This window comes from Haladaptatus marinus (genome assembly GCF_051194195.1).
The window spans coordinates 115,431-131,147 of record NZ_JBLZNK010000003.1; the positions used below are offsets into that span (position 1 = coordinate 115,431).

A 15,717-nucleotide genomic window follows, 5' to 3' on the forward strand; every position below is an offset into this window, starting at 1 on the left:
TAGTAGAAGAAGACGGTTAGTCCTTCTGGACGGAGCGATATCGTTTGTAGCCGCGTGCGAACGTCACGACGCCAACGACGATGAGGAGGCCGCCGAACTTCCATCGTCGTTCGAATCCGACGAGCATGAGACCGAGGCTGAGTGTGAACAGCGAGATGTTGAAGAGGAGGACTTGCACCCAAAACTCCTTCAGTATTTCCGGATCTGCATCACTCTCACTCAGGTCGGGCACCGCTGGCGGATCTATTTCGAACCGGTCAGATGGGTCACGAACCTTCGGCGCGAGATCTGGTTCTTGAACGTTCCCCGGATCGTCCGACTCCTCGTCGTCGCCGAATATATCGAACACCAATTTGATGCATCGCGTGTGAAAAGAAAAGCGTTCGGAGTCAATTCACTCGGCTCCGATTCGTTCGGCGTCGGATTAGACTTGTTTTTTCAATGTGACCGCACTCGACGACTTAAGCCACCCGAGGGGATTCTCGGCGTCGTAAAATACAACACCGTCCTCCGTCTCATAGGCCTCTATCGAACTCATCGGCTCGTCGGGAGCCGGTAGCTCGGTTTCTGCGCGGTCCAGCGTTCCGTCCTCAGTTGCACGGTCAGACATTGGCTTGACCTCAAGCTATGCTATGCGTTAGCATATTAAGTCTCTTTCCCTTCGATGACTGTTTCAAACGGGAGGGTTTTTACCGGGAAGCGCCAAAAACAACCGACATGACTCAATCTGGGCTTGGTGACTTCGCGGGTGGAGACGACCGCCCCGCGGCAGAAGCCCACGCCGTTGCAGGAAACGAGGACTCGACGGCAACCGTCGTCGATGCCGATACGGACTGGCTTCCGGACTCGCAGGGTGACATCGAACTGGCAGTGACGCAAGTCGATTACACCATCGAGGGATACGGCGACGACGAAACGCCGATAATCCACGTCTTCGGGCGCACCCCGGACGACGAACACGAGCACGTTCGCGTCGTCGGATTTCGGCCGTACTTCTATGCCCCGACCGAGACGCTCACCGAAGAGAAACTGAACGACGACCGTCTCACGGGTTCCGAGGACGGCTACGAAAGTATCCGCGGCGAGAAACTAACGAAGATATTCGGTCGGACTCCGCGCGACGTGGGTAACATCCGCGACCAGTTCGAGCATTACGAGGCGGATATTCTCTTCCCGAACAGGTTCCTCATCGACAAGGACATCAAGAGCGGAATTCGCATTCCGGAACGCCGCCAAGAGGATGGTGGCCTCGTCGTCCAAGCGGACGAAGTCGAAGCGGCCGACGTGCAGGCCAATCTGCGCGTTCACACCTTCGACATCGAGGTGGACGACCGCTCCGGATTCCCGGAGGACGGCGAAGAGCCAATAATCTGTCTCACGAGCCACGACTCCTATCGAGACGAATATATCGCGTGGCTGTTCGACGCACCCGAGGGAGATGCCGAGTTGCCGGACGACCTGCCGGACTACGAACCGCTTCGCGATGGCCCCGAAATCGACGTTCGAACGTTCGAGGAAGAAGAAGCAATGCTGGCGGCGTTCCTCGACTACATCGACGAAACCGACCCTGACGTTCTCACCGGCTGGAACTTCGACGATTTCGACGCGCCGTATCTCTTGGATCGCTTGGAACGACTGGAAGGCCAGCACCACGACTACGACCTCGATTACGAACGGCTCTCTCGCGTGAACGAGGTCTGGCGGAGCGACTGGGGCGGCCCGACGGTGAAAGGACGGGTCGTCTTCGACCTGCTGTACGCTTACAAAAGAACCCAGTTCACGGAACTCGATTCGTACCGACTCGACGCTGTCGGTGAGACGGAACTCGGCGTCGGTAAGGAACGCTACGCAGGCGACATCGGCGACCTCTGGGAACAGAATCCGACGCGACTGCTCGAGTACAACGTTCGGGACGTGGAACTCTGCGTCGAACTCGACAAAAAGCAAGACATCGTCACCTTCTGGCGAGAGGTTGCGTCGTTCGTCGGCTGTAAACTCGAAGACGCGACGACGCCCGGCGACGCGGTGGACGTGTATGTCCTTCACAAGGCACATGGCCAGTTCGCGCTCCCCTCGAAGGGCCAGTTCGAGGCCGAGGATTACGAGGGTGGTGCGGTGTTCGACCCGATTACCGGGGTCAAGGAGAACGTCACTGTGCTCGACCTGAAGTCGCTGTACCCGATGTGTATGGTGACACTCAACCTGTCGCCGGAAACGTCGGTGAATCCCAAGGCGTACGACGGCGACACCTACGTCGCGCCGAACGGGAGCCACTTCCGAAAAGAACCGGACGGAATTGTCCGAGAGATTATCAACGAGACGCTCAGCGAGCGCGAGGAGAAAAAGGCGCTCCGGAACGAACACAGTCCCGACAGCGCGGAGTACGAAATCTTCGACCGCCAACAGGCCGCGGTGAAAGTTATCATGAACTCGCTCTATGGCGTGCTGGGGTGGGAGAAGTTCCGCCTCTACGACAAGGAGATGGGTGCAGCCATCACCGCGACCGGCCGGGAAGTCATCGAATTCACCGAAACTGCGGCGAACGAAATCGACTACAATGTGGCGTACGGTGACACCGACTCCGTGATGCTCGAACTCGGCGGCGATATCGGGAAAGACGCCGCCTTAGACCAATCGTTCGAAATCGAGGAACACATCAACGCTCGATACGACGAGTTCGCGAGCGAGGAACTGAACGCCGAGGAACATCGCTTCCAAATCGAGTTCGAGAAACTCTATCGACGATTCTTCCAGGCGGGCAAGAAGAAGCGATACGCAGGCTACATCGTCTGGAAGGAGGGGAAGGACGTAGACGACATCGACATCACCGGGTTCGAGTACAAACGCTCGGACATCGCACCCATCACGAAGGAGGTTCAGCGGCAGGTCATCGAGATGATCGTCACCGGAGAGGATTTGGATGACGTGGAAACCTACGTTCACGACGTCATCGAGGACTTTCTCGGTGGAAACGTCGAGTTGGACGAAATCGCCATTCCCGGCGGAATCGGCAAGCGACTCGACAACTACGACACCGACACTGCGCAGGTTCGGGGTGCGAAGTACGCCAATCTCCTGCTCGGCACCAACTTCCAGCGCGGGAGCAAGCCGAAACGACTCTATCTGAAAAAAGTCCATCCCTCGTACTTCGAACGAATCGAGCAGGAGAAAGATTTAGACGCTCGTCCGGACACGCTGTACGGCGAGTTCAAACACGAACAGGACGTCATCTGTTTCGAGTATGCAGACCAGATTCCCGATGAGTTCGAGGTCGATTGGGACAAGATGCTCGACAAAACACTCAAGGGGCCGATTTCGCGTGTGCTCGAAGCCCTCGACATCTCGTGGGAAGAGGTCAAAACGGGGCAGCAACAGACCGGACTGAGCAGTTTCATGTAGCCGCCGAAAATGGTAGAACCATGAATAGAGAATGGCGGCATTTCTAATGCGACAAAATATTTTTTTCTTTCCGAAAACCGATTGCATACGAATGCGAAACCGTTATGAGACGATGTACCCTTGCTTCACACGTCTTAGGTGAACCTAACATGGCAACGCTTGAACTAAAAAATGTCCACGCAGAGGTCGTGGAAGAAGGTGAAAAAATCCTCAACGGCGTCGATCTCGAAGTCGAATCCGGCGAGATTCACGCCCTGATGGGACCGAACGGAAGCGGAAAATCGACGACATCGAAAATCGTCGCAGGACACCCCGCCTACGAAGTAACGGACGGTGAGGTGCTTCTCCACCTCGACGAAGACGAGTTCGAGGACATCGAGATTCCGGACGACATGCGCATCTGGAATCTTCTCGAACTGGAACCGAACGAGCGCGCAGCGCTCGGTGTCTTCCTCGCGTTCCAGTACCCCGCCGAAATCGAGGGTGTCACGATGTCGAACTTCCTCCGTACCGCACTCAACGCAAAACTCGAAGAGCGCGAAGAGCTCTTCGAGGAGGACGACGGCGAGGAAGAAGAGGAGGAAGAGTCCGGCTACGATACCAGTCCGATGGAAGGCCCCGCCGACGAGGGCGAGGTCGGCGTCGCCGAGTTCCAGGAACTCCTCAAGGAGAAGATGGAACTGCTCGACATGGACGAGAAGTTCGCGATGCGCTATCTGAACGCAGGCTTCTCCGGGGGAGAGAAAAAGCAGAACGAGGTCTTGCAGGCCGCAATCCTCGAACCGTCCATCGCCGTGCTCGACGAAATCGACTCCGGACTGGACATCGACCGCTTGCAGGACGTATCGAATGGAATCAACGCACTGCGCGAAGAGCAGGGTACTGGTATCCTCCAGATTACCCACTACCAGCGTATCCTCGACTACGTCGAGCCTGACACGGTTCACATCATGCTCGACGGGGAAATCGTCATGGAAGGGGGACCGGAACTCGCCGAAGAACTCGAAGACAAGGGATACGACTGGGTTCGCGACGAAGTCTACCAGACCGCGTAAGGTGATACTATGAGCTCAGAACAGAACCACTTGAAAGAGACAGATACCGAAGAACGGTTCGAGTTCAAGAAAGAACAGCGGGCCGCGGTCAAATCCGATAAGGGTCTGACCGAAGAGGTCGTCCGCCTCATCAGCGAGGACAAGGACGAACCCGAATGGATGCTCCAACGACGCCTCCGTGCACTGGAACATTACCAGAACATGCCCCTGCCGACGGACTGGCCCGGCCAGCCCGACCTGACGGAACTCGACGTAGAAGAAATCGTCCCCTACATCCGCCCCGACGTGGACAAGCGCGAGGGTGCAGATAGCTGGGACGACCTCCCGGACGACATCAAGGACACCTTCGAAAAGCTGGGTATTCCGGAAGCCGAGCGCAAAGCGCTCTCCGGCGTCGGTGCCCAGTATGAGTCCGAGGTCGTCTACCAGAACATGCAGGAGCAGTGGGAGGAGAAAGGCGTCGTGTTCTGCAACATGGACGAAGCCGTCCAGGAGCACGAAGACCTCGTCAAGGAGTACTTCATGACGAAGTGCGTGCCGCCAAGCGACAACAAGTTCGCGGCACTCCACGGTGCGGTCTGGTCCGGTGGGTCGTTCGTCTACGTCCCCGAGGACGTGACGGTTCAGATGCCCGTCCAGGCGTACTTCCGCATGAACTCCGAAGGGATGGGGCAGTTCGAGCACACGCTCATCATCGCCGAGAAAGGCTCCGAAGTCCACTACATCGAAGGTTGTTCCGCGCCGAAATACGGCAGCCACAACCTCCACTCCGGCGGCGTCGAAGTGTTCGTGGATGAGGACGCTCACGTGCAGTACTCGACCGTGCAGAACTGGTCGAAGAACACCTTCAACCTGAACACCAAGCGCGCCATCGTCGAAGCCGGTGGCCGAATGGAGTGGGTGTCGGGGAGCATGGGGTCGAAGGCAACGATGCTGTACCCGTGTTCCATCCTGAAGGGTCGCGGCGCGAGCGCGAACCAGATTTCCATCGCCTTCGCCGGCAAAGGCCAGAACATCGACACCGGCGCGAAGGTGTACCACAACGCGCCACAGACGAACTCGACCATCGAGTCGAAGTCCATCAGCAAGGATGGTGGCCGAACCAACTACCGTGGTCTCGTCCACATCAGCGACGGTGCGGTGGACTCGTCCACGTCGGTCGAATGTGACGCGCTGATGTTCGACAACGAATCCACGTCGGACACCATGCCGTACATGGAAATCAACGAAGACCGTGTCGACGTTGCCCACGAGGCAACGGTCGGTAAAATCGGCGATGAGGACGTGTTCTACCTCCAGAGTCGCGGATTGGACGACGACGACGCGAAACAGATGATCGTGAGCGGGTTCATCGAACCCATCACGGAAGAACTCCCGATCGAGTACGCAGTCGAACTCAACCGCCTCATCGAACTCGAAATGGAGGGGAGCCTCGGATGAGCACGCAGGTACACAGCACGTTCTCGGAGGAGACCGTTCGCGAGATTTCGAGCGACCTCGGCGAACCCGAGTGGCTGCTCGAAACCCGTCTCGAAGCCCTCGATTCGCTTTCCGACATCGACATGCCGGACGTTATCCGGACGCCGGGACGCGACTGGACAAACCTCGACGCGCTCGACTACGAGAGCTTCGTCGACCCGCTCGCCGCTGACGAGGAAAAGGAGCGAATCGAACCCGAGGGCGTCTCGGTGCTCTCGATGGCGGACGCGCTGGACGAACACGAAGATCTCGTCAAGGAGTACTTCGGGTCGGTTATCGAACCACAGGAGAACTACCTGACGGCGCTTTCGACCGCGCTGTTCACGACTGGCACGCTCATCTACGTCCCGAAGGGCGTCGATGCGGAAGACGTGAAAATCCGGACGACGATGCAGAGTCAGTCGCTGTTCAACTATACGCTCGTCGTCACCGAGGAGTCGAGTTCGGTGACGATTTTGGAGCGACAGGACAGCGAAGAACGCTCCGGCGAGCGCTACTACAGCGGACTGGTCGAAATCGTGGCTGGCGAAAACAGTCACGTCCAGTACGGCTCACTGCAGGACTTGGACGAGGAGACGTACAACTACACGCTGAAGCGCGGGAACACGGCGGACTACGCCACCCTCAACTGGGTCGAGGGGAACCTCGGTTCGCGTCTCACGAAGTCCTCCGTCGAGACCAACCTCGATGGGGAAGGCTCAGAGACGAAAACCGTCGGTGCGTTCTTCGGTCACGACGACCAGCACTTCGATATCGCGGCTCGCGTCTGGCACAACACGGCGCACACGACCGCAGACCTCGTAACCCGCGGCGTGCTCGACGACGAAGCACGCTCGGTCTACGAAGGTGTGCAGGACGTTGGCACCGAAGCGTGGGACACGAGTTCCTACCAGCGTGAAAACACGCTCATGCTTTCGGACGGGAGTGAAGCCGACGCCTCGCCGAAACTCATCATCAACAACCACGACACCGAAGCGAGTCACTCCGCGACGGTCGGACAGATCGACAAGGAAGACCTGTTCTACATGACCTCGCGCGGTGTCCCTGACCAGTTGGCAAAAGACATGCTCGTCGAAGGATTCTTCGTCCCCGTTTTGGACGAAGTCGAAGTCGAAGAACTTCGCGACGACCTCGATTCGGGTATCGTCGAACGTCTCGGTCACTAAGGCATCTCTCCGTTTTTTGACTCTGCTTTCTTTTTGTGCGAAGTTGCATCAGGGAGTGTTAAGTTTCCTCGTCCCTACTCCCGAGATATGAGTGTGGGTCAGCGCGTCTCATCGGACCGCCAACTCGCGCGCTTGCTCCAAATCGGCGTGGTGTTGGAAGAACTCGTCGAGGCACGAGCGGCGCGCCATTTCGAGTCGCTTCCCCCCAGTGAACAGGACGAACTCCACGAGGACGTGCGCGAACTACTTTCCGAGGCCGGTGAAGAGTCAGCAGAACACCGAGAACGTCTCGAATCGCTCATCGACGAACTCAATGCCGAGACGATTCCGTTTGAGGAAATAGAAATATTGGTTGGAGAACAATACTCCCAGACCGCCCCTGACGATTTCGATGGTATCCTCTACGATCAACTACACGGTGAAGAGACGGCGTACAAATTCTACGACGACCTCATTGCAGCTATCGAGGCGAGTGACACGACGTTCGCACTCGACCGGAAACGACTGCTCGAAACGCTTACCGCGATTCGAGCGGAGGAAGCCGAGGGTGTCGAGGAAGTGGCGGAACTAATGGGAGCCAGAGAATGAACACCGCAGACCAGTATCTCAAAGCGATTTATCTCGTTCAGCGCATCGAAGACGGCCCGGCAGCAACCGGCGTCCTCGCCAACCAGCTCGGTGTGAGTCCCGCGAGCGTCAACGAAATGGTCGGTAAACTCCAAGAGCGCGGGTTGGTCGAACACGAAAAATATCGCGGTGCAACCCTCACCGAAGACGGCGAGAAACGTGCCAGTGACGCCCTCCAGACCTACTGTATCCTCGAACGATTCCTCGCAAACGTCCTCGAAGTCGATGAGTTCCGTATGGAGGCAAAACAACTCGAAAGTGTCATCGACGAGACGGTTGCGGAGAGACTGGACACGATCATCGACCGCGAACCGCAGTGTCCAGACTGCTTCCACGCTGAGGAGGACATGTGTGCGTATCTGGTCGAAGAGGGTGGAGCGGACTGAACCACACGGGAAATCAAACCGGAGTGTTGCGGTTTCCTCTCCAACTGTTTGCGTTACGTTCAAGTATCCCCCCGAATTACGTGACGGTGAAGCCTCGTATCTACTGCGGAGTCCCGTGGTGGTGAGCAGTTTCGTAGAAACTGCGAACCTCACGGGGCTTTGCGAGTATCACGAGCAATGTCCCGTGATGGTGAGCAGTTCTGAAAGAACTGCGAAGTATATGGGACGAGCGAATGAAATGAGCGAAGTCCCGTGGTGTAGCGGCCAATCATAATGGCCTTTGGAGCCATTGACGGCGGTTCGAATCCGCCCGGGACTATTTAAAATATTCTACTATTTATAGATATTTTTGAATTATTTTTACAAAAAGTATCACTCATGTGCGATTACTGTTTCTCCGGATTCGTGACTCATACCCTGTTTTGACTACGTACCGACGACTACACGTTCTACCCGTTCTAGCAAAACAAAATCAGAAACGTAGGTGACTTTTCGTGAAGGCCGCTTCTATTCGGAACTATACTGAACAGTGCCGGTCCATCTTCCGTACATGTCATCAGTTTCCTTGTCCTTGTCCAGCATGAGCACCTCGACTTCTAGCGTGCCGGAGTCGAACTGCTGGAATGCACCTTTGTCGATATCGACAGTGTAGGTTCCCTCGTCGTGCTGGAATCGGACGCCGCCGCGTGCGACGCGCTCACCGTTGATTCTGACGAGGAAGTATGGATCGCCGTCCACGAGTGGTTCAGGGTCTACACCTGGGAGACTCGTGTTGGCGACGATTTCGACGTCGAAGTTGGAGACACCATTTCCGTTTTTCGCCTGAACTTTGTTGGTGAGCGTGACCCTCTTGATGCGGTTGTTGTCACCTATCTTGTCGTCAATTGGGGTGTTCGGGCCTTTTGGCGGCTGCCACTCCTCGACGGTCGTGGTGGTGGTGGTTGTCGTCGAGGTTGTCGTCGTCGAGTCTGTCGATGTCGAAGAACTCGTCGATGTAGAACTCATTTGGGTCGAAGTGCTAGTTGGCGCATCAGTTGTCGTCGTTGGGTTGTCCGACCCGCCGATACCGCTGCAGCCAGCGAGCATAATGGCGAGTACGAGAACGATTACAGTCGAACGGTGGCGATTCATATGTCGTAAGTAAATAATAGAGATATACGCCTAAATATTCTTCTGCCAGTTACAATCACTCGTTTCGTAATATTCATGCTATCGTTACCGACGGTAATGCAAGCACACTCTCAGAGGGAACTGTTCGGTGGTATGGCGAACAGATGGTTATTCGACACCGATTTGTTCTCGTTCGACAGTCGATGTTTCTTGAATCGAACGTGGGATGGAAATGGCATATTATATAAAATTATTTATGGATTAGCACCGTCCTGTGGTTGATAGCTACTGCTTACTCACGACGGGAGGAGGGGGGCGTTTTGTTACACTATAGTGACAAATAGAAACAAAGCATATATCCCTCGACTCCATCTGTAATATCTACTTTCAAATGGATAACATTATTAAGTGTTAACAAAGTGATCGCTACGAGATGACCGTTGCAGAGGCGAAATATGAGGACGACGGCTCATTGCAACTCTCGCTGACGTTCGATCCGTGTGAAACACCGCCGCTGGATGAACTGCTTACCACCGGCTATGTGATACTCAGCGTGTACGATAGAAGTGATTTCGTAGAAAACGGGACGCTGACGCTGTATGACTGCCACCACTGTTAAACCGGACGTCGTTAAAAATCAGTCGTAAATGGACGAGCACCGAAGTGATGTATCCACTGCTTAGAGTGTCGAACACCAAGCATGATATGCCATGATATGCCGGTTTAGCTACAAAGGAGGAAGGGAAACCGCCTCCGAATATCCGTTGTTTGCCCTCAGAGTCGGTCGCGTCCGTTACGGCGCGAAGTGAAGCTAAGGATGTCGATTTCTTTAATTTTCTCCGCAACAGCTTGCATATAGCGACGAACGTCGAAATCAGTTCGGCGTTTCGTCGTTCCTCGCTGAGTACGTTTCTTGCGCGCTGTCTTGGGTTTCGTTCGACTCACGAACTGTCGAACCGTTGCTTGCAACTGCGGTGAGATGAGGGGATTGTCGGGCGAAATCGCACGCGATAGCGTCAGACAGATGGCGGCGATGACGACGAAGTAGTAGCCAAACGTCGTAAAGACGTTATCTGAGAAAAACGCAACGTAGATGCCGTTTATGAAGAAAAATAGCCCTGCGAGCTGTAACACCTTGTTGAGATAGTAAAACGACGAATCGTTCGTCGATGTTTCGATTTTATTGAAGCTTCTCGTGCTCATTCCCAGTTACACTTTCGACGTGCGACGTAATCAAAGTCAGTCAGACGCACGTTCCACATGTATAAAGAAATTGACCTGAACTGAAGCTAACTACTTCGGAATTTACTATATAGAATATGTAGAAAATAAATATTTACTGCGGTAGAATTATATCTTTGCCGGTGCTCTATCCGATTACGCTATGCCCGAACACGGAATGGGAACCGACCCTACCAGCGGTGTCCGTCACCAATCCGATATCGCCATCGAGTCATCCACTGAACACACCGACGCTGGCCCAGTTTTTGCTCGTTTTACTCGCCCCCGAAGCGACGTTCCCACGACTCTCGCAGTCGTTTCCGACATGCACGTCTCGACCGAAAAACAGGGTACCTGGAAGGTGTTTCACCGAACCCAATCGCGCCTCCGAACTGTTCTTGCTGACGCAAATGCGCGCGACGTAGATGCTGTCGTGTTTGCGGGAGACCTAACCGAAGACGGTGCGACACAAGATTTCGAAACGCTCGACTCCATCCTTTCTACGCTCGAAGTACCGTTTTTCGCTGTCCCCGGCAACCACGACGTCCCGAAATCGTTCGACGCGCACGAAACACCTGCCCTCTCGTCGTTCGAATCCGATTTCGCTCACGGCGGCCTTCCGTTCCACGAGCGTATCGGTGGCGTCGATATTCTCGGCTTGAACAGCGCGGAGACACCGGACGGCTCGCTCGCTGACAGCCATGACGGTGAAATCTCGGCGGATCAACTCGCGTGGTTGGACGATAATGTTCCGAACATTGACACACCCATCGTCGTCATGCATCACAACCTTTCCGGTCTTTCCTGTGAGGAAGGAGTCCATTCGTGGCGTTCTTCGTTTCCGACTCGGAACGCCGACGAACTGGTTGACCTGCTCGCCCGACACGACGTGCCACTCCACGTCTCGGGACACCTACACGTCCCGTCGGTAACCGAAACGAACGGTATCCGCGAAATCGTCGTCCCGTCGCTATGTTCGTTTCCGCAAGCGTACCTCCTGTTCGAGATCGGCCCGGCCGGAACGACAGTTCGATTCGTCCCGACTGCCGACCCGGAAGAAACTAAAGAGGCGTACGTTCACGCAAAACGAGGTTCAGCGCGAAGCGATGCGGTCGCCGAAATGACGCTTGACCGACTTTCCGCGCTTCCGCTGGCGGATGAATGGCCATCCACTGTAAACTAGCCGAGATCGAACTTCAGTCGCTCCTCATCGCTTCCTTTCGTCTCCCGTCCTGTAATCCGGAATTCGCCGATCTCGTCGGTGTTCTCCACGTGCGTTCCGGCACAGGCAGTTCGGTCGTAGCCGTCGATTTCGACGATGCGAATCTCTCGAATGCTGTCCGGAAGGAGGTGAATCCGCGTGCGTTCCGGGTCGAGCGTCGCTTCGGCCTCCTCGCGGTTCATCTCGTACCATGTGACCGCCAATCCTTCCTGGATGCGTTCGTTCATCACCGATTCGATGTGGGCGAACTCGTCCTCAGAGAACCGTTCGTACGCACAGTCGATTCGGGCGCGGTTCGTGTACAGTTGATTGCCCGTCGTCTGAGCGTCGTACTCGTCCAACAGCACGGCCGACAGGAGGTGTTGTGCAGCATGATACCGCATGTGTGCATAGCGTCGCTCCCAGTCGATCCGTCCCGAGACGATCGTCCCTTCTTCGGGTGGTGTTCCGTCGACCGTGTGGTAGATGGTATCCTTTTTCCGTACTTCGGTGACCGGCCACGTTTCTCCGTCCGCTTTGAGGACGCCGATATCGCAGGGCTGGCCGCCGCCTTCCGGGTAGAACAGCGTCCGGTCGAGAACGACTCGGTCGTCTGCGACCCGCTCTACCGTGGCGTCGAACTCTCGGTCGGACGTGGCGTCGAGATACAGCGTCTCGGTCATATGCGGGGGGACGAAGAGACGTCACTTAATGTTCTCGTCGTAACGCTAAAGAGCGAATCGTGCGTTTGTATCAGTAATGAGTACGTATTGTAGCCAACGGAGGAGTTTCTATGGGTGTCGAAATTAAGGGGTCACCCGTTTCTGACGAGGAATTCGAGGAGATGAAAGCGTTCGTGTACGAGTATCTCTCGGCAAGCGTGAAGAACGAGGAGGGTGGCGGTCGAATGCGCTGGTATCCGTGGCACTCCGCGGACTACCGGTTCAACCACATCCTCAACGTCGTCAATCTCGCCGAAACGATTGCCGAACGGGAGGGTGCCGACGTGGATGTCGCTCGCGTCGCCGCGCTGTTTCACGACATCGCCAAACTCGACGCTGATCAGGAAGTCCACGCCGAAGAGGGTGCGCGAGTCGCGCGCGAGTACCTCGAGTCGCGCGGCGAGTTCCCCGAGTCGTTCGTCGACCAAGTGTGCAAAGCAGTCGAAGACCACTCGTTTCAGGGAGACCTCTCGCGGCTTTCGAAGGAGGCGCAGTGTCTCATCGAAGCGGACATGCTCGATAAAGTCGGCGCGAACGGGACGGCCCTGATGCTCCTGCGAATGGGGTACGAAGCACGCACGCACATGGCCGCCGCGGAGATGGTCGATAGAGTGCTCGAACGCGGGAAGGATGCCGCCTCCCGAGTGCAGAGCGAAACTGCAAACGACATCGCCCATCGAAGACTCAAGCGCGTGAAATGGTTCCGCGAATGGTTGGAGGAGGAAGTGCCGGAGATGGACGCCGAAACGACGAGTTCACCGCGCGGACGCGGGCCGTAGGGAACGGTCGGACGCGGATTCGAACGGGAGTTCCGGAGAAACTCCCCTAGTAGCGAGCAAACCGATTTCGAACAGCGGCGGGTTCCTTGATTTGCCGGCGAACGGGTTACGTTAGCGTCGTCGCTGCCTCGTACATGAACGAGACGCCTGCGAGTGCGAGCACGCCCGCGCTCAGGTACGCGACGGCGGGCGCGAAGGAATCGACGCGTTTTCCCGTCGCCACCAGTGCCGCTGGAAAACCGATTATCCAGAGCGCGATTCCGGTGAAAAAGCCGACGATGATGACTGGTCCCCCGGTCGTCACCGTGAGGGTTCCGGGAACGCCGGAAAGCGCGTCGAATCGTCCCGGGTCGAGTAAACCGACGCCCGCCGTCAGCCACCAGATGATCTGATAGGGATTCGTAATTGCAAGTGCGAACGCTTTTCTGAATCCCTTCGCATCCGCATCGCCGCCCTCGCCGGTGAACGTCCCGCTCGCGTCTTTCGCCGCGCCGTAGGCGAAATACAACATGAGAAGCCCCCCGACTCCAACCATGATACCACGGACGAGTGGTGCCTCTTTGACGACGGCGATGACGCCAGCGAGCGCGAGGACGAAAAAGCAGGCATCTGCAGTCATCGCGCCCAACCCAGCGGAAAATCCCGACCGCCATCCTCGGAGGACGCTCTCTTCGGCGATGACCGCGTTCATGGGTCCCGGCGGGGCCGCGAGCGACAGGCCGAGAACCACGCCTGCGAGTGCAGAAACGAGCGTCTCTATCATCGTCTGCAATTTCGCTTCTGCCGAAATAAAACGTCGCGGTTCGCGGTACTCCGGTTATCCCACGAGGACGAACGCGCTAAAGAGAAGGAACACGAGTGCCGCGGCGAGTTCCATCCATTTCGTCGGCACCCACCGCTCGAACCGTTCGCCGATGAGAGCGTCGATACCAGTTCTGAGTCCGAGCGCCACCACAACGCCGATAAACACCGACATTGGTGCATTCGGAAACGTCGCGGCGAGGTCGATGGTCAGTAGTTGCGTTTTGTCGCCGAATTCGGCGACCATGATGAAGACGAAAGTGGTCAAGACGCCACCGTAAGCACCCATTCGAGCGAGCACGCCGTCGGGGAGATATCGACCACTTACTCCGATATCGAGCCCGCCAGCGGTCACGACTGGCTGTTCGTTCGATTCGGCGCGGAAGTTCCGGTAGGCGCTCCGAAGCGTCCACAGGCCGAAGACGAAAAAGAGAAATCCGGCGAAGAGGGTGACGAATCTCTCCGGAAGAACGGTCACTATCCACTGACCGAACGCGACTTCGATAAGACTCCATAGCGAGAAGGCGGACATCGCGCCGAGAAACACCTTCTTGGCGTCGTAGCGCGAGGCCAACGTGACGACGACGAGTTGGCCCTTATCGCCGAACGTCGCGAGCATGTTGGCGAGGAACGACGCTAACAGTGGGCCATAACCACTGTATCGTTGAATCACTGCTTGAAGACCCGTCGCAAGTGGTGTCGGTGACCCGACCATCTTATCCTTCGACGACTGCCCGGACGCGAATCGACCGGGCGACGGTTTCTGGGAGGCTCTGTTCGGTATCTTCGATCGCGACGGTCACCATTCCGAACGGCGCAACATCGACGATTTCGAGTTCCGTTCCGGGAGTTATTCCGGCGTCGGAGAGGTAGCGCAGTTCCTCTTCGTCGCGGTCGCTGACGCGCGCCACGACGACCGTTTCGCCGGATTCGTGTTCGCTGAGGGGTGTCGTGTTGTCCTCGGCGATGGGCGAGAGGTCGGCGTCCGGAATCGGATCGCCGTGCGGGTCGACCGTCGGGTTGCCGAGGGCGTCGGCGACTCGGCGCTCGAACTCCTCGCTGATGTGGTGTTCGAGTCGATCCGCCTCCTCGTGGACTTCGCTCCACGAATAGTCTAGATGTTCGGTCAAATACGACTCCAGCAGTCGGTGGTGACGAAGCACTTCGAGCGCAACCGTCTCTCCCTCCTCGGTGAGTTCGACTCCCTTGTACTTCTCCCGATAGAGGAGGCCGCGGTCGGCCAGTTTCTCAACCATGCTGGTAACTGTCGGCGGCGTCACGCCGAGATAATCCGCGATTGCGGAGGTGGCTACCGGCTCCTCGTTTTCCTTCTGGAGCGTGTAGATGGCTTTCAAGTAGTCCTCCATCACGTCGCTCAACATCACTGGTCGAGATTAGATGGTTCTAAACCTTCAATTTGTCGTGTGCTAAGTGCGGTTTGGGTTGGTTATTTGTGCGATTCGGGTGTTTGGAGTGGAGTGGATTGCTGGTCTTGTTCTGGAGATTGGCAACGACAAAACGAATCTTGGAACTTTTCGAGGGGTTAGTAATAATGTTGTTTCTACTAATTCTGGTTCAAACGAAGCCACCGGAAGAGCTTCTCTCTTCCGAGGTGCCTGAAAACCGTTGGTTTTCCGTAGCTCGCAAACCCAAAGCGTTTGCTCACCCGTGGAAATCTCCGATTTCCCCCGGCCCTCGCTCCCTATGTCGCTCGCCCTTCATCCACCAGGACAGCCACAGCAACAGCATCGAACGCAGGCGAGTGCGCCGA

General features: G+C 56.5%; 17 protein-coding genes and 1 tRNA gene. 10 read left to right on the forward strand and 8 right to left on the reverse strand.

The genetic code is table 11. The features are described 5' to 3' along the window. Positions 1-16: 16 nt before the first annotated feature. Together ACN2TU_RS06180 and ACN2TU_RS06185 are read right to left on the reverse strand one after the other, a co-directional pair. A complete protein-coding gene (locus tag ACN2TU_RS06180; protein ID WP_435153872.1) occupies positions 17-349 on the reverse strand; it encodes a DUF7322 domain-containing protein in 333 nt (110 codons plus the stop codon). Between the two features lie 75 nt (positions 350-424). Then, complete coding sequence (locus ACN2TU_RS06185; RefSeq protein ID WP_435153874.1) at positions 425-610, reverse strand: DUF7331 family protein; 186 nt, start codon at positions 608-610, stop codon at positions 425-427. A 107-nt stretch (positions 611-717) separates the two neighbouring features. Between ACN2TU_RS06185 and ACN2TU_RS06190 the strand changes: the two genes are divergently transcribed. From ACN2TU_RS06190 to ACN2TU_RS06220, 7 genes are all read left to right on the forward strand, one after another. After that, entirely contained in the window at positions 718-3,399 is a 2,682-nt protein-coding gene (locus tag ACN2TU_RS06190) for a DNA-directed DNA polymerase (RefSeq protein WP_435153876.1), read from the forward strand. 149 nt (positions 3,400-3,548) lie between these two features. Continuing rightward, on the forward strand, positions 3,549-4,454 hold the full coding sequence (locus tag ACN2TU_RS06195) for an ABC transporter ATP-binding protein (RefSeq protein WP_435153877.1): 906 nt from the start codon (positions 3,549-3,551) through the stop codon (positions 4,452-4,454). 9 nt (positions 4,455-4,463) lie between these two features. Beyond that, positions 4,464-5,894, forward strand: a complete 1,431-nt coding sequence (gene sufB / locus ACN2TU_RS06200; protein ID WP_435153878.1) for a Fe-S cluster assembly protein SufB — start codon at positions 4,464-4,466, stop codon at positions 5,892-5,894. Further along, on the forward strand, positions 5,891-7,099 hold the full coding sequence (sufD, locus tag ACN2TU_RS06205; protein WP_435153880.1) for a Fe-S cluster assembly protein SufD: 1,209 nt from the start codon (positions 5,891-5,893) through the stop codon (positions 7,097-7,099). Before sufB ends, sufD begins: the two co-directional genes overlap by 4 nt. An 87-nt stretch (positions 7,100-7,186) precedes the next feature. Beyond that, positions 7,187-7,687 (forward strand): ferritin-like domain-containing protein, encoded by a 501-nt coding sequence (locus ACN2TU_RS06210; RefSeq protein ID WP_435153881.1) that lies wholly within the window; start codon positions 7,187-7,189, stop codon positions 7,685-7,687. Next, positions 7,684-8,112, forward strand: coding sequence for a metal-dependent transcriptional regulator (locus ACN2TU_RS06215; RefSeq protein WP_435153882.1), 429 nt, complete (start codon positions 7,684-7,686; stop codon positions 8,110-8,112). Before ACN2TU_RS06210 ends, ACN2TU_RS06215 begins: the two co-directional genes overlap by 4 nt. Positions 8,113-8,358: 246 nt before the next feature. Then, positions 8,359-8,431, forward strand: a tRNA-Gln gene (locus tag ACN2TU_RS06220). 188 nt (positions 8,432-8,619) lie between these two features. Here ACN2TU_RS06220 and ACN2TU_RS06225 read toward each other — a convergent pair. Then, on the reverse strand, positions 8,620-9,243 hold the full coding sequence (locus ACN2TU_RS06225) for a hypothetical protein (RefSeq protein ID WP_435153884.1): 624 nt from the start codon (positions 9,241-9,243) through the stop codon (positions 8,620-8,622). Positions 9,244-9,655: 412 nt separating this feature from the next. On the opposite strand from ACN2TU_RS06225, the gene ACN2TU_RS06230 reads away from it, so the two are divergent. Further along, complete coding sequence (locus ACN2TU_RS06230) at positions 9,656-9,841, forward strand: hypothetical protein (RefSeq protein ID WP_435153885.1); 186 nt, start codon at positions 9,656-9,658, stop codon at positions 9,839-9,841. 155 nt (positions 9,842-9,996) lie between these two features. Here ACN2TU_RS06230 and ACN2TU_RS06235 read toward each other — a convergent pair whose 3' ends face one another. After that, on the reverse strand, positions 9,997-10,425 hold the full coding sequence (locus ACN2TU_RS06235; protein ID WP_435153887.1) for a hypothetical protein: 429 nt from the start codon (positions 10,423-10,425) through the stop codon (positions 9,997-9,999). Positions 10,426-10,606: 181 nt separating this feature from the next. Between ACN2TU_RS06235 and ACN2TU_RS06240 the strand changes: the two genes are divergently transcribed. Next, positions 10,607-11,626 carry a metallophosphoesterase family protein gene (locus tag ACN2TU_RS06240; RefSeq protein WP_435153889.1) on the forward strand — a complete coding sequence of 340 codons (1,020 nt, stop codon included), beginning with the start codon at positions 10,607-10,609 and terminating at the stop codon, positions 11,624-11,626. On the opposite strand, the gene ACN2TU_RS06245 is transcribed toward ACN2TU_RS06240, so the two are convergent. Continuing rightward, a complete protein-coding gene (locus ACN2TU_RS06245) occupies positions 11,623-12,327 on the reverse strand; it encodes an alanine--tRNA ligase-related protein (RefSeq protein WP_435153890.1) in 705 nt (234 codons plus the stop codon). The two genes, ACN2TU_RS06240 and ACN2TU_RS06245, sit on opposite strands and share 4 nt — an antisense overlap. A gap of 110 nt (positions 12,328-12,437) precedes the next feature. Between ACN2TU_RS06245 and ACN2TU_RS06250 the strand changes: the two genes are divergently transcribed. Next, the gene (locus ACN2TU_RS06250) at positions 12,438-13,145 is read left to right on the forward strand and encodes an HD domain-containing protein (protein WP_435153891.1); all 708 of its coding nucleotides are present in this window, start codon (positions 12,438-12,440) and stop codon (positions 13,143-13,145) included. A gap of 106 nt (positions 13,146-13,251) precedes the next feature. Here ACN2TU_RS06250 and ACN2TU_RS06255 read toward each other — a convergent pair whose 3' ends face one another. From ACN2TU_RS06255 to ACN2TU_RS06265, 3 genes are read right to left on the reverse strand one after another with little or no spacing between them, the layout of a single operon-like run. Beyond that, positions 13,252-13,908, reverse strand: a complete 657-nt coding sequence (locus ACN2TU_RS06255) for a LysE family translocator (protein WP_435153894.1) — start codon at positions 13,906-13,908, stop codon at positions 13,252-13,254. A gap of 54 nt (positions 13,909-13,962) precedes the next feature. After that, positions 13,963-14,661 carry a TMEM165/GDT1 family protein gene (locus ACN2TU_RS06260; protein ID WP_435153896.1) on the reverse strand — a complete coding sequence of 233 codons (699 nt, stop codon included), beginning with the start codon at positions 14,659-14,661 and terminating at the stop codon, positions 13,963-13,965. Position 14,662: 1 nt separating this feature from the next. After that, positions 14,663-15,328: a metal-dependent transcriptional regulator gene (locus tag ACN2TU_RS06265; RefSeq protein WP_435153898.1), complete on the reverse strand. Its 666-nt coding sequence runs from the start codon at positions 15,326-15,328 to the stop codon at positions 14,663-14,665. Positions 15,329-15,717: the final 389 nt, after the last annotated feature.